This window comes from Colwellia sp. Arc7-D (assembly GCF_003061515.1).
Classification (GTDB): Bacteria; Pseudomonadota; Gammaproteobacteria; order Enterobacterales; family Alteromonadaceae; genus Cognaticolwellia.
Genome location: NZ_CP028924.1, coordinates 3,809,477 through 3,834,682, shown reverse-complemented (window position 1 = coordinate 3,834,682; position 25,206 = coordinate 3,809,477). Strand labels below are relative to the sequence as shown.

Annotated in this window: 25 protein-coding genes; 24 read left to right on the top strand and 1 reads right to left on the bottom strand. The window is 37.8% G+C overall.

All coding sequences use genetic code 11. The annotated features are described in order from the left end of the window. The first annotated feature begins 8 nt into the window (after positions 1-8). The 4 genes from priB to DBO93_RS16500 all read left to right on the top strand — a co-directional run bounded on the left by priB (position 9) and on the right by DBO93_RS16500 (position 3,236). Positions 9-323: a primosomal replication protein N gene (gene priB, locus DBO93_RS16515; protein WP_108457322.1), complete on the top strand. Its 315-nt coding sequence runs from the start codon at positions 9-11 to the stop codon at positions 321-323. 65 nt (positions 324-388) lie between these two features. Then, entirely contained in the window at positions 389-616 is a 228-nt protein-coding gene (gene rpsR / locus DBO93_RS16510; RefSeq protein WP_085330283.1) for a 30S ribosomal protein S18, read from the top strand. Positions 617-636: 20 nt separating this feature from the next. Next, positions 637-1,089, top strand: coding sequence for a 50S ribosomal protein L9 (rplI, locus tag DBO93_RS16505; protein WP_081150055.1), 453 nt, complete (start codon positions 637-639; stop codon positions 1,087-1,089). A gap of 296 nt (positions 1,090-1,385) precedes the next feature. Continuing rightward, positions 1,386-3,236, top strand: a complete 1,851-nt coding sequence (locus DBO93_RS16500; protein ID WP_162533814.1) for an EAL domain-containing protein — start codon at positions 1,386-1,388, stop codon at positions 3,234-3,236. Here DBO93_RS16500 and DBO93_RS16495 read toward each other — a convergent pair. Further along, positions 3,190-4,134 (bottom strand): pyridoxal-phosphate dependent enzyme, encoded by a 945-nt coding sequence (locus DBO93_RS16495; RefSeq protein WP_108457320.1) that lies wholly within the window; start codon positions 4,132-4,134, stop codon positions 3,190-3,192. The genes DBO93_RS16500 and DBO93_RS16495 overlap by 47 nt on opposite strands. A gap of 107 nt (positions 4,135-4,241) precedes the next feature. On the opposite strand from DBO93_RS16495, the gene DBO93_RS16490 reads away from it, so the two are divergent. The 20 genes from DBO93_RS16490 to DBO93_RS16395 all read left to right on the top strand — a co-directional run bounded on the left by DBO93_RS16490 (position 4,242) and on the right by DBO93_RS16395 (position 25,194). Next, positions 4,242-5,141 carry a hypothetical protein gene (locus DBO93_RS16490; RefSeq protein WP_108457319.1) on the top strand — a complete coding sequence of 300 codons (900 nt, stop codon included), beginning with the start codon at positions 4,242-4,244 and terminating at the stop codon, positions 5,139-5,141. A gap of 1 nt (position 5,142) precedes the next feature. After that, positions 5,143-5,739, top strand: a complete 597-nt coding sequence (locus tag DBO93_RS16485; RefSeq protein WP_108457318.1) for a PilN domain-containing protein — start codon at positions 5,143-5,145, stop codon at positions 5,737-5,739. 4 nt (positions 5,740-5,743) lie between these two features. Continuing rightward, positions 5,744-6,454, top strand: coding sequence for a hypothetical protein (locus DBO93_RS16480; RefSeq protein ID WP_108457317.1), 711 nt, complete (start codon positions 5,744-5,746; stop codon positions 6,452-6,454). Between the two features lie 28 nt (positions 6,455-6,482). After that, positions 6,483-6,764, top strand: a complete 282-nt coding sequence (locus tag DBO93_RS16475) for a general secretion pathway protein GspB (RefSeq protein WP_162533813.1) — start codon at positions 6,483-6,485, stop codon at positions 6,762-6,764. After that, positions 6,761-8,467 (top strand): pilus (MSHA type) biogenesis protein MshL, encoded by a 1,707-nt coding sequence (gene mshL / locus DBO93_RS16470; RefSeq protein ID WP_108457315.1) that lies wholly within the window; start codon positions 6,761-6,763, stop codon positions 8,465-8,467. The genes DBO93_RS16475 and mshL overlap by 4 nt, the downstream gene beginning before the upstream one ends. 10 nt (positions 8,468-8,477) lie before the next feature. Next, positions 8,478-9,386, top strand: coding sequence for an AAA family ATPase (locus DBO93_RS16465; protein ID WP_108457314.1), 909 nt, complete (start codon positions 8,478-8,480; stop codon positions 9,384-9,386). After that, the gene (locus DBO93_RS16460) at positions 9,383-10,561 is read left to right on the top strand and encodes a tetratricopeptide repeat protein (RefSeq protein ID WP_162533812.1); all 1,179 of its coding nucleotides are present in this window, start codon (positions 9,383-9,385) and stop codon (positions 10,559-10,561) included. Before DBO93_RS16465 ends, DBO93_RS16460 begins: the two co-directional genes overlap by 4 nt. Position 10,562: 1 nt before the next feature. Then, positions 10,563-12,278: a GspE/PulE family protein gene (locus DBO93_RS16455; RefSeq protein ID WP_108457312.1), complete on the top strand. Its 1,716-nt coding sequence runs from the start codon at positions 10,563-10,565 to the stop codon at positions 12,276-12,278. A gap of 11 nt (positions 12,279-12,289) precedes the next feature. Then, complete coding sequence (locus tag DBO93_RS16450) at positions 12,290-13,528, top strand: type II secretion system F family protein (RefSeq protein ID WP_108457311.1); 1,239 nt, start codon at positions 12,290-12,292, stop codon at positions 13,526-13,528. Positions 13,529-13,556: 28 nt separating this feature from the next. Further along, the gene (locus tag DBO93_RS16445) at positions 13,557-14,063 is read left to right on the top strand and encodes a hypothetical protein (protein ID WP_108457310.1); all 507 of its coding nucleotides are present in this window, start codon (positions 13,557-13,559) and stop codon (positions 14,061-14,063) included. A 124-nt stretch (positions 14,064-14,187) separates the two neighbouring features. Further along, the gene (locus DBO93_RS19145; RefSeq protein ID WP_108457309.1) at positions 14,188-14,802 is read left to right on the top strand and encodes a prepilin-type N-terminal cleavage/methylation domain-containing protein; all 615 of its coding nucleotides are present in this window, start codon (positions 14,188-14,190) and stop codon (positions 14,800-14,802) included. Positions 14,803-14,826: 24 nt separating this feature from the next. Then, positions 14,827-15,315, top strand: a complete 489-nt coding sequence (locus DBO93_RS19140; protein ID WP_108457308.1) for a type II secretion system protein — start codon at positions 14,827-14,829, stop codon at positions 15,313-15,315. A 238-nt stretch (positions 15,316-15,553) separates the two neighbouring features. Further along, on the top strand, positions 15,554-16,039 hold the full coding sequence (locus DBO93_RS19135) for a prepilin-type N-terminal cleavage/methylation domain-containing protein (RefSeq protein WP_108457307.1): 486 nt from the start codon (positions 15,554-15,556) through the stop codon (positions 16,037-16,039). 26 nt (positions 16,040-16,065) lie between these two features. Next, positions 16,066-16,563 (top strand): prepilin-type N-terminal cleavage/methylation domain-containing protein, encoded by a 498-nt coding sequence (locus DBO93_RS16425; RefSeq protein WP_239059026.1) that lies wholly within the window; start codon positions 16,066-16,068, stop codon positions 16,561-16,563. Then, complete coding sequence (locus tag DBO93_RS16420) at positions 16,553-16,930, top strand: type II secretion system protein (RefSeq protein WP_108457306.1); 378 nt, start codon at positions 16,553-16,555, stop codon at positions 16,928-16,930. Before DBO93_RS16425 ends, DBO93_RS16420 begins: the two co-directional genes overlap by 11 nt. A 226-nt stretch (positions 16,931-17,156) precedes the next feature. After that, entirely contained in the window at positions 17,157-17,984 is an 828-nt protein-coding gene (locus tag DBO93_RS16415; protein WP_108457305.1) for a type II secretion system protein, read from the top strand. Beyond that, entirely contained in the window at positions 17,974-18,426 is a 453-nt protein-coding gene (locus DBO93_RS16410) for a pilus assembly PilX N-terminal domain-containing protein (protein ID WP_108457304.1), read from the top strand. The genes DBO93_RS16415 and DBO93_RS16410 overlap by 11 nt, the downstream gene beginning before the upstream one ends. A 224-nt stretch (positions 18,427-18,650) precedes the next feature. Beyond that, the gene (locus tag DBO93_RS16405; RefSeq protein WP_108457303.1) at positions 18,651-19,199 is read left to right on the top strand and encodes a PEP-CTERM sorting domain-containing protein; all 549 of its coding nucleotides are present in this window, start codon (positions 18,651-18,653) and stop codon (positions 19,197-19,199) included. Between the two features lie 256 nt (positions 19,200-19,455). Next, positions 19,456-23,892, top strand: coding sequence for a DUF6701 domain-containing protein (locus tag DBO93_RS16400; RefSeq protein WP_108457302.1), 4,437 nt, complete (start codon positions 19,456-19,458; stop codon positions 23,890-23,892). A 258-nt stretch (positions 23,893-24,150) separates the two neighbouring features. After that, the gene (locus tag DBO93_RS16395; protein WP_081148217.1) at positions 24,151-25,194 is read left to right on the top strand and encodes a rod shape-determining protein; all 1,044 of its coding nucleotides are present in this window, start codon (positions 24,151-24,153) and stop codon (positions 25,192-25,194) included. The last annotated feature ends 12 nt before the right edge of the window (positions 25,195-25,206 follow it).

Below are 25,206 nucleotides of genomic sequence, written 5' to 3'. Positions count from 1 at the left end.
CTCTACCTATGAATAATAGTATAGAGAATTGCTTAGTATTGACCGGACATGTGGTAAAGCCACCTAAAACGTCAACTAGCCCAGCGGGTATTCAGCACTGTCAGTTTTCAATGGACCACAAGTCTATACAAAATGAAGCAGGCATGAACAGACAAGCGTTTGTTCGAATACAAGTTGTTGCAACCGGCAAAGTGTCACAACACTTAACTCGTGATTTAATTGAAGGCTGTAATGTTAAAGTGACTGGTTTTATAAACCGTCATGAATCTAGAAACGGTAATCCGCTTTTAGTATTACATGCCCAACAAATTGAAATGATTTAATTTAGGCTATACCTATTTAACGGTGATTTTCACCTGAAGAAAGTAAGCCATTTTAGGAGAAATCCATGTCTCGTTTTTTTAGACGTCGTAAGTTCTGCCGTTTTTCGGCGGAAGGTGCTGCTGCAATCGATTATAAAGATACAGCTGTACTAAGAAACTACATCACTGAAAGTGGTAAAATTGTTCCTAGCCGTATTACTGGTACAAGTGCTAAATATCAACGTCAACTTGGTCGTGCGATCAAGCGTGCTCGTTACTTAGCATTATTACCATATACTGATTTACATAAGTAACCTAATAAGGGGTTTTGAAAATGGAAGTAATACTTCTTGATAAAATCGCCAAATTAGGCGGCCTTGGTGACAAGGTAACAGTTAAATCTGGTTACGCTCGTAACTTTTTATTACCAAAAGGCAAAGCTGTTTTTGCCTCTAAAGCAAACGTTGAGCACTTTGAAGCTCGTCGCGCTGACTTAGAGAAAAAATTAGCTGAGCAACTTAGTGCTTCTGAAGCACGTGCTGCTAAATTAACTGAATTAGCTGAAATCACTATCGCTTCTAAAGCTGGTGATGAAGGTAAATTATTCGGTTCAATTGGTACACGTGATATTGCTGATGCAATCACTGAAGCTGGTGTTGAAGTTGTTAAAGCTGAAGTACGTTTACCATTAGGTAGCATTCGTGAAACAGGTGAATTCGATATCGTAATTCACGTGCACAACGATGTAGATGCAACAATTAAAGTTGTTGTTATTGCTCAAGCTTAATCGCTGCTAGTAATCGTATGATAAAAACCTGAATTCGTCATGAATTCAGGTTTTTTTATGCAAAAAATAAAATCGTATTATGATCAATACTTCTCTTGAAAGTTAATGTTAAGGTTAATGACCCACACATTTTAAAATCAACATAGCGCTAGGTAGTACTCATAAAAGTTTTTAGCAATCTAAATAAATCCGCGTATTTATACTACACTTGAATAAATGTGGAAATTAAAATAAGAATTTCAAAATGATAAATACTAAGGAAAGTTAGAAAATGGATGCTTTGCTACGGAGTGCCAATGTTATCAAAGGTTAATCTACACGAAAAACTCACCGTTAAAACACTATTTTTTTCGATAGCCATGCTTTATATCTTAGTGTGTCTGTTTTCTATTGTGGCTGTCTATCAAACGCAAAATAGCCAGCATAATACGATAGAAGCATTAATACTTAACGATCAACAATTACTTAACTTGGCCAGTACGCCTGCTGTACCTAATAGTGTAATTGGTCGATTAGTAATGACAAATGAAACAAACTCTCGTTTGCTACCTATAGCGAATAGTCGCTGGTACTTAAGTTTTCAGCATCCTATTTATGTGGTGTTTTCTTCTTATTTATTCTGGATATTTACTTTAGTGTTACTTTTAAATGGGGGATTGCTATATAAGAAATTTAAACAGCAACTGGTGATTAATTTTAAACCCCTAAAAGCTTTAGAAAACTGGGCTAACTTATCGATAATTCAAGGTACGTCAAGCAAAATTGATATTGACCATTCATTAAAAGAAACTTACGCGATTACGTCAGCCATCCATCAATTACAGCAGCAAATTAATGACAACATTGAAAGTGACACCGCATGGGATCAAAGTATTCGGTCAAGTGCTTTGCTTGATCAAGAAACCCGAATAGGCAACCGAGCATTTTTCGATAATAGATTACAAGCATTTCTCAAAGAAGAAGAAGTTCAAGGTGCTGTACTTTTAATCCAATTTAAAGAAATTGAACTAGTGCAAAACTTGCATGGCTATCAACAGGCTTTATCACTTTTATTAACCTTAATTCAAGTCACTAAAAATAGACTACAAGGGCAACCTAGCTATTTTCTTGCACGACATAGTGATTATGAATTATCCCTATTACTTCCCAATTTTTTTGTGCAAGAAGTTGAACAGTTAGCAGGGAGGTTAATCAAAAATTTTCAAACAGTCGTCAAACCTGTAGGAATTAGCCAAGAAGAGTTTGTTCATATTGGTATTAGCTATTTTGGTCATGATCAGGTGCCTTATCAGATAATGTCAGAGGCGGATATGGCACTGCGCTCAGCACAGTTACAAGGGCCATCGCAGTGGTTTATGTTTGAAGCTGGAGAGTTAGCAGCCGTAAAAGCAAAAGGCTCACTCAAGTGGCGAACTTTTCTTAATACCGCGATACAAGGTAATAGGTTTGTTATTTTTTTTCAGCCTGTTATTGCGAGCGATAATGCAGAAGTTTTGCATCATGAAGTTTTATCTAAGGTTAGGGATAAAAACGGTGCTCTGATAAATGCGCGCGTTTTCTTTCCCATGGCTAAAAAGTGTGGTTTAACCGTTCAAATAGATTTACTTATTCTTGAACAGGTATGTCGTGTTTTAGCACATGAACAAGATCAGCAATACAGTTGCAGTATTAATGTTTCTATAGACTCACTACTTTCAGCAGGGTTTGCTGATAAATTTATAGCAATAGCGCAACAGTTTCCTGCGGTTAAAGATAAGCTAATGATTGAAATAAGCGAGTACCAATTAGTCAGTCATATATCTGAGTTAGCTTCGACGTTAACTACTTTACATATTGCCGGTGTGAAAATTATTGCTGATAAGGTTGGGCAATATGTAGTAAGCGCTCACTATATTAATGTATATCCAATATATGCGATGAAGTTACATCGAAGTATTGTGATAGATATAGATAAAAAAGTGGAAAACCAGGTGTTTATCCAAAGTTTAAAAAAACTAGCAGAAGCGAAAAATATGCCGGTGTATGCGTTAGGTGTTGAAAACAAGTCGGAGTGGCGAACACTGTTACAACTTGGTGTAAAAGGAGGCCAAGGACACTTTTTTACCGAACCGGTGGCGCAGGTAGCAAAGGCCATTCATCTTGGTTAAGTAAGCCACGTTCGAACATCCCTGCTAAACCTTGTAGACCACCTGTGTGTAATAATACAATTCGGTGATGCTCAGGAAAGTAACCTGACGCTATAAGGTCTAGCAGCGCTAAAATCATTTTACCTGAATATATCGGCTCAAAGTCTATGCCAACTATATGACTAAAAGCACGAATTCTGTCAGCATCAATTTGGCTGAATTTGGCATACCCTCCTCGGTGAAATTCATGTGCTATGCGCCAATTACTACTTTGCTTTATTTGATTAGGTAATAATGAAAGCACCGCTTGCTCTAAATAATGTTGTTGTTTTAGAACAGCAATCCCTAGTAAGTTGTGTTTACATTTGTCACCCATTATAAGGCCAGCAAGGGTTCCTCCACTGCCAACGGGTGTCATAAGTGTATCAAACTCACTTTGCTGGCTTAGCTCTTCAATAACTTCACTGACACCACATAGCGCCAATGCATTACTTCCCCCTTCAGGGATAATAAAATGATCTGGGTATTGTTGCTGCAATTGCTTTAAGTAAGTTTCATCATCTCGCATGCGATAGGTCTTTCGGTCAACAAATTTTAATTGCATGTTCCAATGTTTTGCCCACGCTAAAGTGTAATTATTCTGACTACTTTCCTCGCCTCGTATAATGCCAATAACAGGTAAGCCATGGTCAAAACAGGCAAATGCACAAGCATGAATATGATTGGAAAAACAGCCTCCAAAAGTAATAACGCCTTTAGCGCCAATAGATTTAGCGTGCAGTATGTTGTGTTTTAATTTACGCCATTTATTACCTGAAATAATATTATGAATAAGATCGTCACGTTTAATTTGTACATTTAATTTATGTTGAGTAAAAACTGGATGAGTAATCGTTTGTAAAACTGAGAAAGTAGACATAAGTTTTGTAACTCAAAATAATGAAGTAATTAAAACACTTGCACCGAAAAGAGAATCAGCGATAATGGCTTTATGGTCAAAGATAACTAAGATAATAATATCGCTTAATGACAATTATTACACGGATCAAAAATATTTTCTCATCAGTGAAATCAACTGAATTAATTGGTGTCGCTTTACGACAGCATTCAATTAGCTATTTTGCTAAAAAAAGCAATGGCATTAAGAGTAAGGTTGTTGAAAACAAAGGTAATTCAGTCGTTAATGCGCTGAAAAACTTACTGAGTAGTAAATCGCTTTCAGGCCAATGTCAATTGGTGCTAACACATGCCCATTCACAAATAGTTCAAGTAGATAAACCCAAAGTACCAGACGCTGAAATGAATGCAGCATTAAAATGGCAAATTAAAGACCTGGTCAGTATTTCACCGGAAAATATGATTTTAGATTATTTTGATGGTCCAACACTTGCCGGTGGACATGAAAAAATTAACGTTGTATGTGTCCCTAAAAATGACTTGATTGAATTGGTAGCAACCATTAGCGGTGAAAACTTAAGCATTGGCTGTATTACTACTGAAGAATTTGCTTTTGCCAGTTTACTCCCCATACAACAAGATGCCGTTTTACTCGTTTGCCAACAACCTAATGAAGAAATAAACCTGTTAATTGTTAAGAACGGACAGCTTTTCTTTAGTCGACGCTTACGCGGTTTTGCTCAAATTGCCACTAAAACTGAAGACGAATTAAGCATGGGTGTTATAGACGCTTTAAGCTTAGAAATTCAACGCTCTACCGACTACTTTGAACGACAATTAAAGCAAGCTCCTATCAAAGCGATTGAAATTTTACTGCCCGTTGAACAAGAAGCTTTTTTAGCACGTAAATTGGCAGAGAACACCAATGTAGAAGTTAAGTTGTTTGCTATGGCTACTTCGCTTGAAAACTTTCGAGGTAGTGCTGTAGCTGTTGGGGCTACACAGTTAAACTTTATGGAGCCAAATTAAAATGGCTAAACATTCAATCAACTTATTGCAGGCTGGCCTGTTACCAACAAAAGCGTTATGGTCACTAAATCGTGTTGTCGCAGTATGGGGTATAACCTTGGTGGTAATGCTCGGCATAATATTTATTGTTCAATTGCAGGTCAATAATGTTAAAGCTGAGTTTGAAAGCGTTAATTCAATCAATACTGCTAAAACAACAGAATTAAAGAGTTTAGAGTCTGCTATTAGTAATAATCGTCAAGATTCTAAATTACTCGCACAGCTAAATACAATTAAGCTTGTGATTGCCAATAAAGAGCATTTACATAAGCAGTTAACCGATCCAACAAAAACCTATAGTGCTGGCTTTTCAAGTGCGATGATAGAGTTAGCTGCGTTACATGACAAAAATATTAGTTTACAAAGAGTTAGTATTGGCAATGGGAATATGACCTTTTCGGGACTTGCTAGAACACCAGATGCAGTTCCTCATTGGCTTTCTGGCTTTGAATCATCAACATTCCTTTCAGGCAAACGCTTTATTAATTTTTCTTTAACTGAAAATGAGCAAAAACTAACTGAGTTCGTTGTTAGCTCTGCACCAACTAAAGGAGAGTAGAGTTATGTCGCAGTGGTTAACTTATAGTGAAAAATTCAATAATACGACACCTCGAGAGCAGTATTTAATTATAGCGTCAGGCTTAGTGGCCATCGTTTTTATTTTATATAGTTTATTTTTAGATGAGCCTATTCAAAACATTGAACATTTAAGTGACCAAGTAACTATAGCCAAACAAGATAACGAAAATAAAAGCAATTCTATTCAAATTTTAGAGCAGGCGTTGCGTGAAGACCCAAATATTGCCTTACAAAAAGAGTTATCTCAATATCAGGCTAAGCTGGGAGATGTTGACGAAAAATTACTTGAATTAACCTCAGACTTAATTGACCCCATTCAAATGCGTTACGCCTTGATCAAATTACTCAAATTACAAAAGGGCGTTAAATTACTTTCATTTGAAGTAATGCCGGCAACGCCTGTAACTGAAAACAAAGCTGAAGCCGATAAAACGGATGAAAAAGATAGCATAACGTCAGTTAACGCCAGTCCTAAAAAGTCGCCGCCGAAGCAATTACGTTTATATCGACATGGGATAAAAATTAAGCTTCAAGGTCAATATTTTGAATTAAAAGATTACTTAACCCAATTAGAAAGTTTATCTTGGAAGTTTTTTTGGCAAGAATTTGATTATCAATTAAAAACGTATCCAGTGAGCGAACTTGAAATTGAAATCTATAGTTTAAGCACATCACAGGAGTTTATCGGTGTATAAAGTCATGTTCGTTTTATGCTTACTATTTGTGTCCAACTATGTAAATAGTCAGCAAACAGATCCAACCAGACCTTTTGGCGCGATAGCATCCGCCAATAGCAATGAAAAAAGTACCACTTTAGTTTTACAGTCAATTATCGAAAGCAATAATAAAAGAAAAGCAATTATCAATGGCCAGGTACTTAATGTTGGTGATAAATACAATGGCTTTAACTTGATTACAATTAGTAAGAATGGGGTGGTGTTAGATTCACCACAGGGTAGAATGGAATTATCATTATTTTCAGGTGTAATAGCGAACTCAAAATGAATAAAAAAATTACAAATAAAAAGCACCAAATGAAATTATTATGCTGCTCAGCGGTTATCGCACTCGTAGGTTGTCAGTCAGCGCCGAAACCACCAACGGATGTAACACAAGCATTAGATAAAGCCATTGCGCAAGCGGAACAACCAACCGCACCTAAGCCACTGCAAGCTTTACCAAACTCTGTTCGCCAAGAGCTTATGCAAAAAGAAATTCAACAAGCTCGTCATGGCCTATTGGCAGAAAAACGTTTAGAAATAGCCGCTAGCGGTGTGGCTGCAGATCAATTTTTTGCTGCAATAGTCGATGACTCGCCATACAGTATCGCCGTGCACCCAGAGGTAAGCGGCAACATCACACTGAATTTGAAAAATGTCACCCTAGATGAAACACTCGACGTAGTTGAATCACTTTATGGATATGATATTCGTCGAGAAGGGCGTGTAATTCAAGTTTATCCCGCAGGTATTCGTACCGAAACTATTCCTTTAGATTACTTGTACGTAAAACGCCGTGGTATTTCTAGTACCAGTATAAATTCAGGCGGTGTTTCTGAAAATGATCCAAACAGTAGTAACTCTAGCAACAATAACAACAGTAGCAACAACAATAATAATAGTGGCGGCAGTAGCAACGGACAAAATGGCAACAGTAATCAAAGCAGTAGTAGTGGTGTAAACATTTACACCGAAAATGAGTCGGACTTTTGGACTGAATTAAAAGAAACACTTACCGCCTTAGTTGGCGATGAGAATGGCCGCTCTGTTATTGTTTCTCCTCAAGCAGGCCTAGTAACTATTAAGGCGCTACCTGGTGAAATAGCCGCTGTTAAACGCTTTATTGAAAGCACCGAAGAGCACCTACGTCGTCAAGTTATTATTGAAGCGAAAATTATGGAAGTCACCTTAAATGATGATTACCAGCAAGGTGTTAAGTGGGACCAAGTATTAGGACACATTGAAAGTACAGATATTGGTTTTTCTACAACCGGTAATATTATTGGTAATACTATCTCTTCTGCAGTGGGCGGTGTTACAAGTTTGAGCTTTTTAAATAAAGACTTCAGCGGTGTGATCGACTTATTATCCACGCAGGGCAATGTTCAAGTACTTTCTAGCCCAAGAATTACGGCGACAAATAATCAAAAAGCTATTATTAAAGTGGGTGAAGATGAATATTTCGTTACCGATGTTTCTAGCACTACCACTACCGGCACCTCAACCACCACCACGCCAGAAATTGATTTGACCCCTTTCTTCTCTGGTATAGCCTTAGATGTAACGCCGCAAATTGATGCAAATGGTGAAGTTATTTTACACATTCACCCTTCAGTGACGATAACGGATGAGCAAACTAAAACTATTAGATTAAGCGACCAAGATATTATATTGCCACTAGCACAAAGTAGCGTCAGAGAGTCGGATACTATTATTCGCGCAAGATCAGGCGAAATTGTGGTTATTGGTGGTCTGATAGAAACACGCAAAGTTGATATAGAGTCTAAAACACCTTTCTTCGGTGATATTCCTATTATGGGGGCATTGTTCAAGAGCAAGAGTGAATCTGTTCAAAAGAAAGAACTCGTTATTTTGCTGAAGCCTGTTGTGATTGGCCATGATACTTGGAAAAATCAGTTACAAGATGCACGTGCATTGTTAAAGCAATGGTTTCCAGAAGATGCAGATGCAAGCACAAGCAATAATTAAGTTGTAACTTATGTATTTGTACCATTTTGGTTTAAGGGAACTCCCATTTACCCTGACCCCAAATACCAGTTTTTACTTGGGGTTAGAGTCTCACAATGAGGCTCTTGCGGTACTACTTACAGCGTTAAAAACAGGTGAAGGTTTTATCAAGGTTGTCGGTGAAGTCGGCACGGGTAAAACCTTGTTGTGTCGAAAGTTACTGAATGAAATTCCAGAGCACTTTGTCACTGCTTATATTCCAAATCCGTATTTGAAACCTGATGAATTACGACGTGCGGTAGCGGTTGAGTTAGGTGTAAAACAAGCCCAAAGCATGTCGCTACAACTGCTAACTCAACGTATTCAGCAAAGATTATTGGAATTACATATTAGAGGTCATTCTGTTGTGCTAATTCTTGATGAAGCACAAGCTTTACCTTCTGAAAGCCTTGAAGCATTAAGGTTGTTTACTAATCTTGAAACTGAAACTCGAAAATTATTACAAGTGGTTTTATTTGCTCAACCAGAATTAGATGAAAGATTAGCCGAAAAAGCGTTTAGGCAGTTAAAACAACGCATCACATTTTCTTATAAACTACGTGCAATGAACGCTCGTGAAGTTGATTATTATATTCAACATAGATTACAAGTTGCTGGTCATAAGGGCGTTAATTTGTTTAGCCATTCATTAGCCCATAAAGTCGCTAAAATCAGTGGTGGTATCCCTAGATTGGTTAATATTATTTGTCATAAAATGTTAATGCTGGGCTATGGTCAAGGTAGTTATGTATTGACCAAAAAGCATTTAAATTCTGCAATACAAGATACCGAAGGTTTGCAACTAAGCTCGTCGAAAAAGGTTTATTTATTTAGCCTGTTGCTCGTTGCAATTTTTGTTGGTTTGTACTTTTCATGGGATATTTTTGGGTTGCTAGTATGAGTGTAATAAACCAAATGTTAAAGGACTTAGACAAACGTCAAAGCGAACAACAAGATAATGCTAACGTTTCTGTGCCGGTAACAGTGAAAAATTCAACAACAAAAATTATACTGATTACTGTTGCTGTTATTGTAATCATAAATATTATTGGTATGTTCGGCTGGCAACTTTACAGTGAGAACACACAATTAAAATTACAGGCACAACAAAAAAAGGCATTTACCGTTCAGCCTAATACGACAATAGCTAAGTCAAATGTTGACACTAACGTTAATAAAGAGCCTGTACTTAAGCCTTCAAATCAGACAAAAACAACTGAGTCTGTAGTTGAAAGAAATCACAGTATACAAGTGATACCCGATACCATAGCAACTGAGATTAGTGACAAAAGTAATACCTTTGTCACTAAAAGCTCAAGCGAAGTAGCAAATGTAAAAAACTCAAATAACTCAAATTATTTAGAAGCCAAGATACTAGAAAAAGATGACACGGTTGTTATTGTAGCACCGCTTGAAACGATTAAAAAAGCTGTTCAACCTGAAAGCTTGAGTGTATCGATGCCAGTTAAAGTTAAATCTAGCTTAACCATTTCACGTACACAATTATCACCAAAAGCGTTAGCAGCCAATAAAATTTCTCAAGCTGAAAAAGCAATGGAACGCAATGATATTGCTAAAGCTGAGTCGTTATTTGAAGAAATATTAATGGTAATGCCAACTCATGAAACCGCGCGTAAACAACTTGCCGCTTTGTGGTATGGAAAAAAATATTATCAAGATGCAATTAACTTGTTGTCGCAAGGTATTGCCTTAGAGCCGCAAGCAGAGGAAATGCGCTTGATGAGTGCTAGGATTTACTATGAACAAGGTCAAGCAAGACCCGCATATAACATTTTAAAGCCAGTAAGTCGTAGTAATAGTTCAGAAGTACAAACGTTGTTAGCTAATGTGTCTGCAGAGTTAAACGAACACGAAGATGCCATTTTTGCATATCGCCAACTGATATCACTGCAACCAGACGTTGGTCGATGGTGGTTAGGTGTAGCAGTTTCATTAGATAGTCTTGGAAAGTTTGTACCTGCAAGAGATGCATACAAACAATCTATAGCACGTAATAATTTATCAACAAGTGCGATGCAGTTTGCTCAACAGCGCCTGATAGAGTTAGGAGAATAATATGGCAGCACCTAAATTAAAAATGCGTTTGGGCGATTTACTTGTTCACGAACACATTATTAGTAATGAACAACTTATGCAGGCGTTAAATAGCCAAAAAACCAGTGGTAGAAAGCTTGGCGATACCTTAATTGAGTTAGGGCATATTAGTGAACGTCAATTGTTAGAGTTTTTTGCCCAACAACTTGATGTACCATTTTTAGATATAAGTCAGCGCAGAATTTCTTCTGAAGTTGCTTTGTTATTACCTGAAGTTCACGCACGACGTTTGCGCGCTATTATTATTGAAGACCAAGGCGACTCTGTACTTATTGGTATGAGTGATCCGGCAGATTTAAGTGCACTCGATCAGCTTGAGCAGATGTTAGCGCCAAAACGTTTGAAACTTGCGGTTGTAATGGAATCGCAGCTTTTTAATGCCTTTGATGGTTTATATCGTCGTACTGCAGATATCGAATCTTTTGCTAGCCAACTTGAAGAAGAATACGATCAAAGTAGCGACTTTGATTTATCAAATAACTTTCTAGAAGAAGGTGGAGATGCAACGGTTGGGAAGTTATTACAATCAGTCTTCGAAGATGCTGTGCAAATGCGTGCATCTGATGTTCACATTGAACCAGACGAAAAAGCCTTACGTATTCGACAACGTATTGATGGTGTTTTACAAGAAAACATTTTAAAAGAGAATAAAATTGCCTCAGCGATGGTTTTACGCTTAAAACTGATGGCAGGTTTAGATATATCTGAGAAACGTTTACCTCAAGATGGCCGATTTAACTTGAAAATCAATGGTCATAATATTGATGTTCGTATGTCTACAATGCCCGTGCAATACGGTGAGTCTGTGGTTATGCGTTTGCTTGATCAGTCAGCAGGTTTATTGTCGTTAGACGAAACGGGTATGCCTGAACATTTTGTGAAACGTATTCGTCATCAAATATCACGCCCACATGGCATGGTGTTAGTTACAGGTCCTACCGGTAGTGGTAAAACAACCACCTTATATGCAGCATTAAGTGAACTTAATAAATCAACTAAGAAAATTATTACAGTTGAAGACCCTGTAGAGTATCGTTTACCACGAGTTAATCAGGTACAAATTAACAGTAAAATTAACCTCACCTTTTCTAGTGTTTTACGTACCGCTTTACGACAAGATCCAGACATTTTGATGGTAGGTGAAATGCGAGACAAAGAAACCGTAGAAATAGGTTTGCGAGGCGCATTAACCGGTCACTTAGTGTTATCAACGCTACATACAAATGACGCAATTACCAGTGCTTTGCGTCTATTAGATATGGGCGCAGCAGGTTTCTTAGTCGGGAGTTCATTGCGAGCAATTATTGCCCAACGATTGGTGCGTAAAGTGTGTGATAGCTGTCGCCAAGTTTATCAACCTGATGATCAAGAGTTGATGTGGTTATCAAATTTAGTTGATGAAGATGTTAAAGCAATTGAATTCAGTCATGGACGCGGTTGTCAAACATGTCAATACAGTGGTTATAAAGGCCGTATTGGTGTTTTTGAGTTATTAGAAATGAATGAGCCGATGATGGCCGCTTTAAAACGTGACGATACCGAGGCTTTCACTCAAGCCGCTAAACAACATCCTGAATTTAGACCTTTAGCATTAGCAGCATTTGACTATGCTAAGCTAGGAGTTACCAGTGTTGAAGAAGTACTTAGGTTAGTAGAAACCATTGACGTCACAGGATAAGCAATAACATTATGCCAGCATTTAATTATATTGGGCGAGATGCCAGCGGTACCCAAGTTAAAGGCACTATTGAAGCGGCAGACTCTACTATGGTTGCCGAGCAATTATCTCGTAAGCGCATTATTCCAATATCAATTGAAAGCGCCAGTAAAGCAACAGATGCTGTGGCTTCTCAAAATATCGACTTAAACGCTCTGCTTGGCTTTAATCAAGTAACACTTGATGATTTAATCGTTTTTTGTCGACAAATGTATGCTCTAGTTAAGTCAGGTGTGCCTATTTTAAGAGCCATTAAAGGTATGGCTGAATCGAGTACTTCAGTGAAGCTAAAGTCAGCATTAACTGATATTTCTTCACAGTTAGAAGGCGGTTTTCCGCTTTCAACTACCTTGCATAAACACCCGAAAATATTCACGCCTTTATTTGTCTCTTTGGTTCATGTGGGTGAAAACACGGGTAACCTTGATGATGCATTTTTAAAGCTTGCAGGCTATTTTGAGCGTGAACAAGAAACTCGTAAACGCATAAAAACAGCATTGCGCTACCCTAGTTTTGTTTTAATTGCGTTAGTCGCTGCTTTAGTTATTTTGAATATTTTTGTTATTCCAACTTTTGCTAATATGTTTAGCAAATTGGGCGCTGATTTACCTTGGGCGACAAAAATGTTGATTGGTAGCTCAAACTTTTTTCTAGATTATTGGCCTCATATGCTGATTGCTAGTGTTGTTGGTTATTTCTCTTTAAGAAACTACTTGAGAACACCCTCTGGTATGTACTTATGGGATAAAAGAAAATTAAAACTACCCGTTGTAGGCGGGGTAATAGAACGCTCTATTTTGTCACGATTTGCTCATAGCTTTGCTATTATCTTAAGGGCAGGTGTGCCAATGACCTCAGGATTGTCGCTTGTTGCTGATGCTGTCGATAATACCTATATGCGAGAAAAAATCATGGCCATGCGAGGCAGTATTGAAAGTGGTGAAAGTTTATTGCGCTCAGCGGTTACCAGTACATTATTCACCCCGTTAGTACTGCAAATGATTGCGGTTGGTGAAGAAACAGGCCGTGTAGATGAGTTGTTAGCAGAAGTTGGTGATTATTATGAACGAGAAGTTGATTATGAACTCAGTACATTAACTGCTAGAATTGAACCCATCATGATTGCGATTGTGGCCGCTATGGTACTTGTGTTAGCGCTGGGTATATTTAGCCCAATGTGGAATATGATGTCAGCATTTCAAGGTAAATAGTTATGTTTAATTCTTGTGGGAAAATATCATGACATCGCTACAAGTGGCCGAAAAAAGTGAGAAGTCGTTAACTGAAACGCTTGTTGTTGTGGTTTTAGTCGCTTCGTTAATGGCGAGTTTTATCTTTTATTTTTTTAAACAACAAGAGCAGTTAACACATGCTGGTTTTGAAACGTTAGCGCAAGTATTTTCAGCCAGAATTAATGGAATTCGTGCGCAATGGTTCATGGATCAAAAGCCTAATTACATCATAATTGAGAGTAGTAATATTCAGCCTGATGGAAGTCGTATGATAAAGGTGCCGATGAACAAAAAAGGCTGGATAGAGCCAGAAAATGAGCTATTGGTATGTCAGCAAATTTGGCAATTTGTTATGGAAGCACCTTTATTATATATGAAGCAACCTATTGGCGCTGTTTTGGTTGAACATAAAAATGAAGTTGTGCAATACTGTCAATACAGCTTGCCTAGTGGTGAATATTTCATTTATTATCAAAGTATTGGGAAAGTTAGTGAGGTTAAAATGGCATATTGAATTTCTCTGACCATAGAGTATTTTGCTATGTTAAACTTTTAAGGTGAAATAAAGTGACTAAGTAAGTGACTTCACTAGTATTTCGTTGTTAGAATCAAATTAATATAATTGTTAAGGGGTTGTTATGAATAAGCAGTCAGGTTTTACCCTCATAGAATTAGTTATTGTTGTGGTGATTTTAGGTTTTTTAGCGGTTACCGCTATTCCTAAGTTCCTCGATCTAACTGATCAAGCAAAGCAAGCTAACATTGAAGGCATGGCAGGTGGTTTTGCAACTGCAGTTTCATTAGCCCGAGCACAATGGGAGGCTGAAGGTCGCCCAAAGGATTCAAATAGTCAAAATTCGGTAGATTATGATGGTTCGATATTAGTTCTGACAACGGAAGCTACCGGTGTTCGTCCAGGGTATGTTGTATCTTCAGTTGCGGGTGGTGGCACTGGCGCTACATTAGGCGGTGACTTTACTTCAGCCAACTGTATTGATATTTGGCAAAATATTTTTCAACAACCACCTCGTATCACTAACGCTATAGCAACGTTGAATAGTGATAGTAGCATAGATTACTTATCTGCTAAATCAGGTACAGGCGCAACAACACTATGTCACTTTTATTTAAAGGAAACATTGAATAAAACCGGTAATAACTTTACTGACCCAGGCACAGCAACTACCACTGGTAATAGTTTTACTTACCAACCTGCAGATAGTTCGGTCGTTGTTTATATTAACAATAATTAATTTTATAAAATAAAGGTTTACGTTATGAAGAAGTTAACAAGTAATAATTTTAGTGCTCAAAAAGGTTTTACTTTAATAGAATTAGTCGTTGTGATCGTAATTTTAGGTATTCTTGCTGCAACAGCTGCGCCAAAATTTATCGATTTAACCGGTGATGCTAGACGTTCAGTTATGGAAGGTGTTCAAGGTAGCATTAATAGTGCGGTTAATTTAGCGCACGCAAAAGCGCTAGTTAGTAACCAAACGGGAGCTACAGGCTCAATTACAATTGGTTCTTTAAGTTATGCAATGGTGCATGGTTACCCTGCGGCACTTGCTAACAGCACTGACGGTTTAGGTGTTGGTAGCCTTCTTGAGCTAGATACTGATTCAGACATTGAGTTTACAGATGCCGCTCCATCTGTATTTACCCATAAAGGCACTGCAACGGGTGATGTTTGTACAATATCTTACGCTAACGCAGCAGGCTCAGAAACACCACCAGTAATTACAGCAACACTTACTGATTGTTAGAGTTTTAACTAATACTTAAAGGAGAGCTATGCTCTCCTTTTTTTTGCGCTAATGATTAGTAAAGTAAATGTCAGCCATTAATTGATACTTCCTGAATAAATTTTCCACATAGAAAAATGGAATATATTTTTAGATTAATTATGTCAATTAGATTAAGCTAACAACATAGTATTTATTGGTAAAGTTAAGCTAATTTAGCGTTACAGTAATTTAATTAAAGCAGTTAAAGGTACGTAGTATGAATTCCAAAGGGTTTACCTTAATCGAGTTAATTGTTGTTATCGTCATATTAGGCATTTTGGCTGCTACCGCAGTACCTAAGTTCATTAATTTGAAAGCGGAAGCGCAAACCGCGACATTGCAGGGCGTAAAAGCGACGATGCAAGGTGCGGCTGCTATGGTACATAGTAAATCTTTGGTTAAAGGGAACCAAAAGTTATCATTTACAACGATTAATATAGGCGACGGTAAAGGCACAAGTAGTGATGGAAAGTTATCTATTGTTTATGGTTACCCGTTCGCAAGTGAAACTAGCTGGAAACGGCTGATGGATATAGATGACAACTTTGCATACTTAACGGTGGATACCCAATTAGGCAGTACATTAATTATTTACCTAAAAGGTTCGCCTACGCCATCTAATTTCAGTGATCCTTGTATACTTTATTACAGAGTTGCCAATTTAAATACCCAGCCTCAATATACTTTAAACGAGTGTGTATAATTATAAGTAGCATATGAGGGACTATAGTGACAAACGCCAAATCAAATAATAGATTACTGATAACAAGGTATACTGGATTTTCGCTAATTGAACTGATTATTGTCATCTTAATCTTAGGGATTCTATCGGTTAATGTTGTACCTAAATTTCTTACTTCGAAAGGCTTTTCAGAATACGCTTATCGTAGTGATGTAGTCGCCAAACTGCGCTTAATTCAAACCAAAGCGATGCAGCAAACCAATAGTAGTTTCTGTCATACAGTTTTAGTTACGGCAACAAAACTTGGTGAACCTGATAATTGCACGACAACACCTAGTTTTTCTCCAACATGGCAAGACAGTGCGACAAAATTGCAAGTAGATAGCAATGACAATATTACCTTTTCCAATAATTTTACTAATAATAGTTTCTCATTCGACAGTATGGGGCGACCTTCTTGTGCTGCACCATGCATAATCACCATTATTGGTGAGCAAAGTATTAGTGTTCAGATAGAGTCAGAAGGCTATATTCATGCGCTCTAAGAAAAATTTATCTTCTGTATTTATTTCACTGGCTAGGTATTCACAGCAAGGTTTCACCTTGATTGAAACTATTGTCGGTATCGTAGTTTTATCTATTGCCTTTTCTATATTCACCACCTTAATTTACCCTTTAGCAAATCAAAGCGCTGAGCAAATACATCAGATTAAAGCTGCAGAACTTGGCCAATCAATGATTAATGAAATCTTGGGTAAAGCCTTTGATGAAAACTCAGAAATGTCAGGTGGTTTTTATCGCTGCGGTGAAGACCAAAATAATGATGGTGAAATTAAATCGACTGATGGTGAAACATGCTCAACAGTATTAGCTAATGAAGAGGGGGAGAAAGAGAGTTATTCGATGATGTAGATGACTATAATGGCTTAGCAATAATTGAAAGTTCGCTAGGAGATAGTGACTCGTTAGGCGACATGTATGTCGGTTATCAAGTTAAGGTCACTGTAATTAATGATAGTGACTATGATGGTGATAATGATGGTGCGGATAACAACTATACTGCTAAGCTTATTACGGTAACGATAACTACCCCACAAGATTTTAACTTTGTTTTTTCAGTTTATCGGGTGAACTTCTAATGCCTAAACTTCGTCGCTATCAACAAGGCTTTACTTTGGTAGAGTTAATTACGGTTATTGTAATTCTAGGTGTACTAGCGAGTAGTATTACTTCTTTTTTGCGTTTTGGTACTAAAAGCTATACTGATGCTGCCGATCGAGAAGCGTTAATATCTACGGCAAGGTTTGTTGTTGAACGGCTAAACCGTGAAGTAAGACATGCACTACCCAATAGCATTCGTACCATTGGCGATAATAATCAATGCCTAGAGTTTGTGCCGATAGATAAAAGCGTAATTTATTTGGATATTCCGGTAGCGCCTGAAACTCCAAGTAATAGTGTCGAAGTGGTTATGTTAGAAGATCCGCTTAATACATCAACTGAATATGTCGCCATTTATGCACTAAACAGCGATGATATTTATAACACTGCGCCTGGGGTAATTGAAGCTTTCTCTTCTGTGAATAACACGGGCGACAAACAAACACCTTCAACCATAACCTTTGCGAGTAACATATTGTTTAGTGCTGAATCTCCTACTAATCGTTTATACTTTATAGAATCGCCAGTAAGTTACTGTATTGAAAGTAATTCAGTTTTTCGTTATCAAGGTTACGGTTTTGGCAATTACGCAAGTAATGGTTTGCCCAATGTGGGTACCACAACCGCTCGTGTATTAATGGCCGAGCATATTGCCAATTTTTCAACTTCTGGCAATGTTGCGCCATTTAGTACTTTTCCTGCAACGTTACAAAGAAATGGCTTAGCACTCACTCGATTAAAGTTTGTACGTAACTTAGAGGAGGTTGTATTTAATAATGAGATACAAGTCCCCAATGTCCCATAAACGACCATTTAGAGCAGCTAATTTCCCATATCCTTCCCGACAGAAAGGTAGTGCATTAGTTATCGCTATTTTTATTATTATTGTATTGTCGGCGCTCGGTGCGGCTTTAGTGAATATGCTAGACTCAAGTCAAGAAGGTGTAGCCTATGAGGTTTTAGGTACGCGTGCTTATACTGCAGCGCAGAGTGGCTTACAGTGGCAATTATCTGAGGTTTTTCCTTTAGGTAGTGTCGCTATTACTTGTAAAAATCAAGCCGATATAAACAGTATAACGCCAACTTTTATAAATACTCAGGGCTTATCACAATGCAGTGTCAGTGTATCTTGTAGTGACTTTGAACTCGATAGTATTCGTTATTATTCCATTGTTAGTACTGGGCAATGTACCATCGATGGTGAAGTAACATCGAGAACCGTTGCCGTTGAAGCACGAAGCTTATAAAGACTACAAATATAAATTTGTAATTAGTCGACAGAATTTCCGACAATTTACCTAGATTAGTGTTGGATTATTTTACACTATTATAAAGATGATATTTCAGTAAACTCTAATGCCATTGATTTATAGATGTTTTTAATTGTTGGCTTGTTTTTTGCTTTTAATTATTTATAAGTTAATATAGATTAGCTGTATTACTGCTGTTTTTCATTAGTTGAGGCTTTATAATGATTAAGTTTACATTGAAATTACTATTCCCATTATTATTGTTGATTAGCAACTCTGCAATTGCTGGGTTAATTACCACTGATTTGACTAGAGATACCTACATAACATATAAGGGTTATGATTGGACATGGGCATCTACTATAAATACTACTCTATACTCAGATAGTGCATTCGGTGAGGAAGAAGACCCTGAAGAGAATACGTTTAAAGATGCCGATTTTCACGCCGGTTGGATGGTAATAGTTGGCATCGAGTTGGAAGGGTTATTTGGGGAATTGAAATTAACAAATTTTACAAAAACCAATGGCGACTTTATTCATTCATTATCTTATTGGAATTCAATTTATACAGAGGTTTTTGCTGGAGGCTTTGCTTATCGTATAGGTGCAAAAAATGATGAAAAAGATTCTGAAACAAGAACTTATGATACATTCTATGTTCGTTCGTCAGTAGCACAAGCTCCTGCTGTTGTTCCTGAACCAACAACATTATTTATATTCGGCGCAGGCCTTTTAGGTTTTGCACTTCGTAAGCGAAAAATAAAGTAACTTAACAACACATGTACCAAACCCGCTAACTGCGGGTTTTTTTTGCGCTATGATTTAATCAACACTTCGATTGTTTAACAGATACTCTATAAAAATAAAGTATCGGTTCTGTCTAATCTATTGTTAATTCGATAAAATTACGGTTAACTAACTAGGTAAAGCTTTATCATTCCTGACTTTATAAACTGTGGTAGGATTGTATAAACAATATATAGTAGTTTTTGTAAATAAAAACAGTAGCGTAAAGGTCGGTATTATGAGTTTTTCAAAGTGGTTCATTACTTTCATTATCACTGTTATTTCAGTTTATTCTAACCCACTTTTGGCTGCACTATGCCCAGCTGTATTCCCCGATGTTATTGCCACTCACGGCAATAAAGAAAAAAATAGTAACATTACTTTTGGTCGAGCAGCACAAGTCAAAAACAACCCTGATACAGTATTAACCACTCGCGCAATACAGTTCACGGCTACACCTCTTCTTCCTACTTGTGATAGTGCTGAGTGTTCTGCATCTAATAGTTCTTCGGCGTTATCGGAGCCTGAGTTTGATAATAATAAAAGTTCACAAGATGTTACCGTTACTGACGGCGGTTCAATTACTTTTGGTCTTTTAGGTGTTAATGAATATCGTGAAGTAAACATCAATATCATTGACACAAATGCCGATCCCAAACCTGTCCCCAATTTTGCGACATTAAATTTTGGTAACGATTTCGACACTTACCATTTTAAAAAATTTAATTTAGGGGTTAATACCACGCTAAATCTCATGGCTGGTAAAAGTTACTTTTTTGAAGAAATGACAATTCAGGAAGCCACAACAATAAATGTTGTAGGCCAGGGTACAGCGATAGTTTACATTAAAAAAAAGCTGACTTTTCCCGCAGATACACAAGTTAACTCACCCATTAAGGCCAGTGGTGACGTAACTAAATTAGTGATGCATGTTGATGATGATCTTATACTTAAAAGTGGTGTGACTTTTTCTGGGGCGCTTTACGCCAAAGATATTACTTTTACCGCGGCAAGCTTTTTATACGGTGTTTCAGCAGGCGAGAAAGTTATTATCGAAGAGGGGTCGTTACTTACTTACGATGCTAGAGTTTTTGATGCTGAGTTTGGTCGAGTTTGTGGACCAGAAGATAATACAGTTGCCCCCATTGCAAACTATAAGTTCGACGAAAAAGAATATGCTGATGTAAACGGAGAAGTTAAAAATAGTATCGGATCATTTCACGGCAGGGCTAAATTTTCTCAACCTGTGGAGGGGAAGGTTTGTCGGGCAATCGATTTGTCGACCACAGGTACAAGTGATTACGTAGTACTTGATGAAGCGGTTTTAGATGGACGCACTGAATTCAGTATTTCACTCTGGGCTAAAACTGCAAAAACAGGCTCGCAAAGTATACTTTCAGGCGCAACTTCAGGCAGTCACAATGAACTGCTTATGTGGTTTACGAATGCCACAAGCTTTAGACCTTATTTGCAAGATCAACAAAATGGCTCCTTATCTATTTCATCTATTGCCGGCGACACTTGGCGTCATTTAGTTTGGACACAAGGCAATGATAAAAGTTGTTTGTTTATCGATAAAGTTGCACAAGGGTGTTTAAACCAAACCACAACAAGAGTTGATATTACGAGTTTGATTCTAGGACAAGAGCAAGATAGTGTTGGAGGCAGGTTTTCGGCTTCTCAGGCCTTTAATGGCTTATTAGACGAAATAGTGATATTTGACCAAGTCATTGAGCAGAGCCAAATTGATCAAATATATGAATATCAGAACAATGGCTTGGGCCTTGATGGTGAACCTATCTCTTGTGGTGCTAACTTACTGCTTCAGTACTCAATGGAGGAAACATCATGGAATGGTAATGCAGGCGAAGTGATTGATGAAACAGGAAACTTTAATACTCAAGGTATCAATGGCGTAACTACCGCTAAAAGCACACCAGCGTTAACGGGAAATCCAGGTACTTGTGGTTATGGTAACTTCGATGGTTTTGATGATTACATTCAGATTGATGATGACCCTAAATTAGATTTACAAAAAGAGCTAAGTATTAGCGTTTGGATTAACCCCAAATCGCTACCTACCACAGGTTTGAAAACGATTATTTCTAAAGACGAAAATTATGAGTTTCATTTGAATCCTGCTGGTGAGATTAATTGGTGGTGGCAAACACAATCGTTTTCTACTTCTGGAGCAGGTATTACTCCAGGCAATTGGTATCACGTTGCTATAACCTACGAAAGTGGTAAACAAGTGATATATATTAATGGTGTTGAAAAAGGTTCTAGAACGTTCACCGGAGACTTGATTTTAAACAACGACCCCTTGCAGATTGGTCAAGATCAAGGTATTGCGACTCGATTTTTTTCCGGCTTTATTGATGAAGTTTACCTCTTCGATGGTGCACTCTCGGCAGATGAAATTAATACTATTTATAACAAACGTCACGCATGTGCTGAACCCATTATTCATCATTATGAAATAGTGCATGACGGAAACGGCTTAACTTGTGCTGCTGAAGTCATTACCATTAAAGCTTGTACCAATAGTGACTGTACAATTGAAAGTACAGAGTCTGTAAGCTTAAACTTTAATATTACTAGTCCAACAACTGGCACTACAACAAAAGCTACCCCCACCTTCACGGGGAGTACAACTGTTAATTTAAGTTATACCACCCCAGAAACTATCACTTTATCGATTGATGACGCTAGCATAGCAGCAAGCAATAGCGTTGAGTGTTCTGGTTTTGGTGCTAGTTGTGAAATGACCTTTGCTGATGCAGGTTTTAGATTTCTTTATGATGACACTAATAGTGAAACGATAGGTCATCAAACTGCCGCCGTAAACTTTAAAGAAGTATTAAAGTTACAAGCGGTTAAAAGTAATAACGGTGTTTGTGAAGGTGTTTTTAGCGGTAATGTGACTATTGGTTTGTCTCAACAAAATATGACTCCAGACTTGGCTTTTAATGCCGGTTTAGCATTTCAAACCGGTGGTGTTGATATCGCAAAACATCCGCAGTTTACAGACAATGTTACCTTAGATTTTGGTAATGATAGTATTGCAATTATCCCTTCGCCTACCTACTTAGATGCGGGTAAAATTCGCTTAAATGCTAGGTACGCTAGTGGCGATATTGCTATTGTTGGTAGCTCTAATGATTTTTGGGTAAAGCCAGCAAGCTTTGAAATTACGGCCACGCATTTAAGTACGGTATTAAATGGCAGTACTGCGTTAAGTACCACAACGCATAAAGCCGGAGATAATTTCAATTTTAGCGTTAAGGCACTTAATTTTTCCGGCCAAACAACACAAAATTATAGACAATCTGACGGACAATTACAGCTCAAAGTATCTCGTGCAGCACCGGTATTAAATACTACCGTAGATGGGATATTTACCTATTCTGCAGGTCAGAATCGTACTACTTCAACCAATGCTAACTTTCAGGACGCTACTTTAACTAGCTTTACCGAGGGCGAAAAAGGCGTGTCAGCTTTTAATGCTGCGAAATATAATGAAGTTGGAATTATTAATGTAGATATCCAAGATGTTAATTATGGTGGTCTAGGCAATACAGATGGCTTAGTGTCAGCTCAAGATGTAACCATTGGACGCTTTACCCCCGCTTATTTTAAACAAAGTGTTAACGAAGATCATAAAGGAAAACTAGACAATTTTCACAGTTCAATAGGAACTTGTGCTATTTCTGACTGGGCATATACTGGCCAAAGAACAAACGATAATAAAGGCACTATTACTTACAGTATTGAACCTAAAATAACCATTACGGCCTATAATTCGAATAATGAAATAACCAAGAACTATACCTTGGGTGAGCCTGAAAACTTTATGAAGTTGGTTGCTAGTGGTGTTGATATTACCGCCCCTACGAATGACGCTACACAACAAGTTGTGGGCAGCCTTGCTGGTAATGCTGTTACCATAACTTCGGAGATGGAAACCGGCACTTTAAGTGCGAGTATTGGTGACGAAGGCGAATTTATTGCAGGCGATTGGCTTTACACATTTTCTAATAACGACCATTTTAGTTATGATCATAACGATACGAGTTTATTAGTGCCTTTTGGTGCAAAAATTCCGTTAGTTACAGCACAGGTTGAAGACAGTGACGGGATCTTATTAAGTAATGACACAGATGCAACGGAAGAGTTACTGATAGACGGTGTAGAAATTCGTTTTGCTCGCATGGTGCTTGAAAACTCTTACGGCTCAGAAAAAACTAAGTTACGAGCACCGTTAAATATTGAAGTTTATGATGGCGCTAATTTTATCACTCATACCGATGAATCTTGTTTGTCTACACTTATAGGTGACAAAAAAGCTGGAGCTAAATATTCTGGCAATATGAACCTATGGGATTACCGTTTAATCGACATTGATACCGATGCTATTCAGGTTGGTGATACCTCAGCAAATGTTTCAGGTATTTTTGACCAAGGAATTCAGACACAGTTAGTGTTTAGCAGTCCAGATAAGCAAGGTATGCTTGAATGGGAATATGAGGTACCTAACTGGTTCAAATTTAAATGGAATGATGTAGATGCAGATAATGATGGTAATTTTTATGATGATAACCCTAGTGCTTTATTAAGCTTCGGAATTTATCGAGGAAACGATCGAATTATATCATGGCGAGAAGTCGCTAATTAGGTATGAATGTTGAGTCTTTTGAACATATCAGCATTTGTTTTCGCACATAAATCAAACCTTGGCTTAATCAATAGCAAAATATCTTAAAATTTAGTGAAATTTTTGTCATTGTAATAACACAAGTACTATAGTCTGCGGTATGATAGCGTGTTAATAGTACAAAGTATCATTTGTAAGCTAAACTAGGCTTGCAAATTCAGCACAATTATATTCTGGCAGTATGTTGCCTAGGTAATGTTTAAAGGACATTTCGACAATATGTTTAAGAAATTACGCGGCATGTTTTCTAACGATTTATCAATCGACTTAGGAACCGCAAACACCCTGATTTATGTAAAAGACCAAGGCATTGTTTTAGATGAGCCTTCTGTTGTTGCTATTCGTCAAGATCGTTCAGGTGGCTCTAAAAGTGTTGCCGCTGTAGGTACTGCTGCCAAACAAATGTTAGGCCGTACACCTGGAAATATTGAAGCGATTCGTCCAATGAAAGACGGTGTTATCGCTAACTTTTTTGTCACTGAAAAAATGTTGCAGTACTTTATTAAACAAGTACACAGTAATAACTTTTTACGACCTAGCCCACGCGTTTTAGTTTGTGTTCCTTGCGGATCTACGCAAGTAGAGCGACGTGCGATTCGTGAATCAGCCTTAGGTGCTGGCGCACGTGAAGTGTATTTGATAGATGAGCCTATGGCTGCAGCAATTGGTGCAGGTATGCCCGTCTCAGAAGCAACCGGCTCAATGGTAGTTGATATTGGTGGTGGTACGACTGAAGTTGGTATTATTTCACTAAATGGTGTGGTGTATTCTTCTTCAGTGCGCATTGGTGGTGATAAGTTTGACGATGCCATCATCAATTACGTGCGTCGTAACTTCGGCAGCTTAATTGGTGAAGCAACTGCTGAACGTATTAAACATGAAATTGGCTCTGCATACCCTGGCGAAGAAGTTATAGAAATCGAAGTACGTGGTCGAAATTTAGCTGAAGGTGTACCGCGCAGTTTCACTTTGAACAGCAATGAGATTTTAGAAGCTTTACAAGAGCCGTTAACCGGTATCGTCAGTGCCATTATGGTGGCATTAGAGCAATCTCCTCCAGAGTTAGCGTCTGATATTTCAGAACGCGGTATGATCCTTACTGGTGGTGGTGCTTTACTTAAAGGTTTAGACCGTTTGCTTATGGAAGAAACTGGTATTCCTGTTGTTGTTGCTGATGATCCATTAACGTGTGTAGCGCGTGGTGGTGGTAAAGCGATTGAAATGATTGATATGCACGGTGGCGATTTATTCTCATACGAATAAAAACTAAATTAG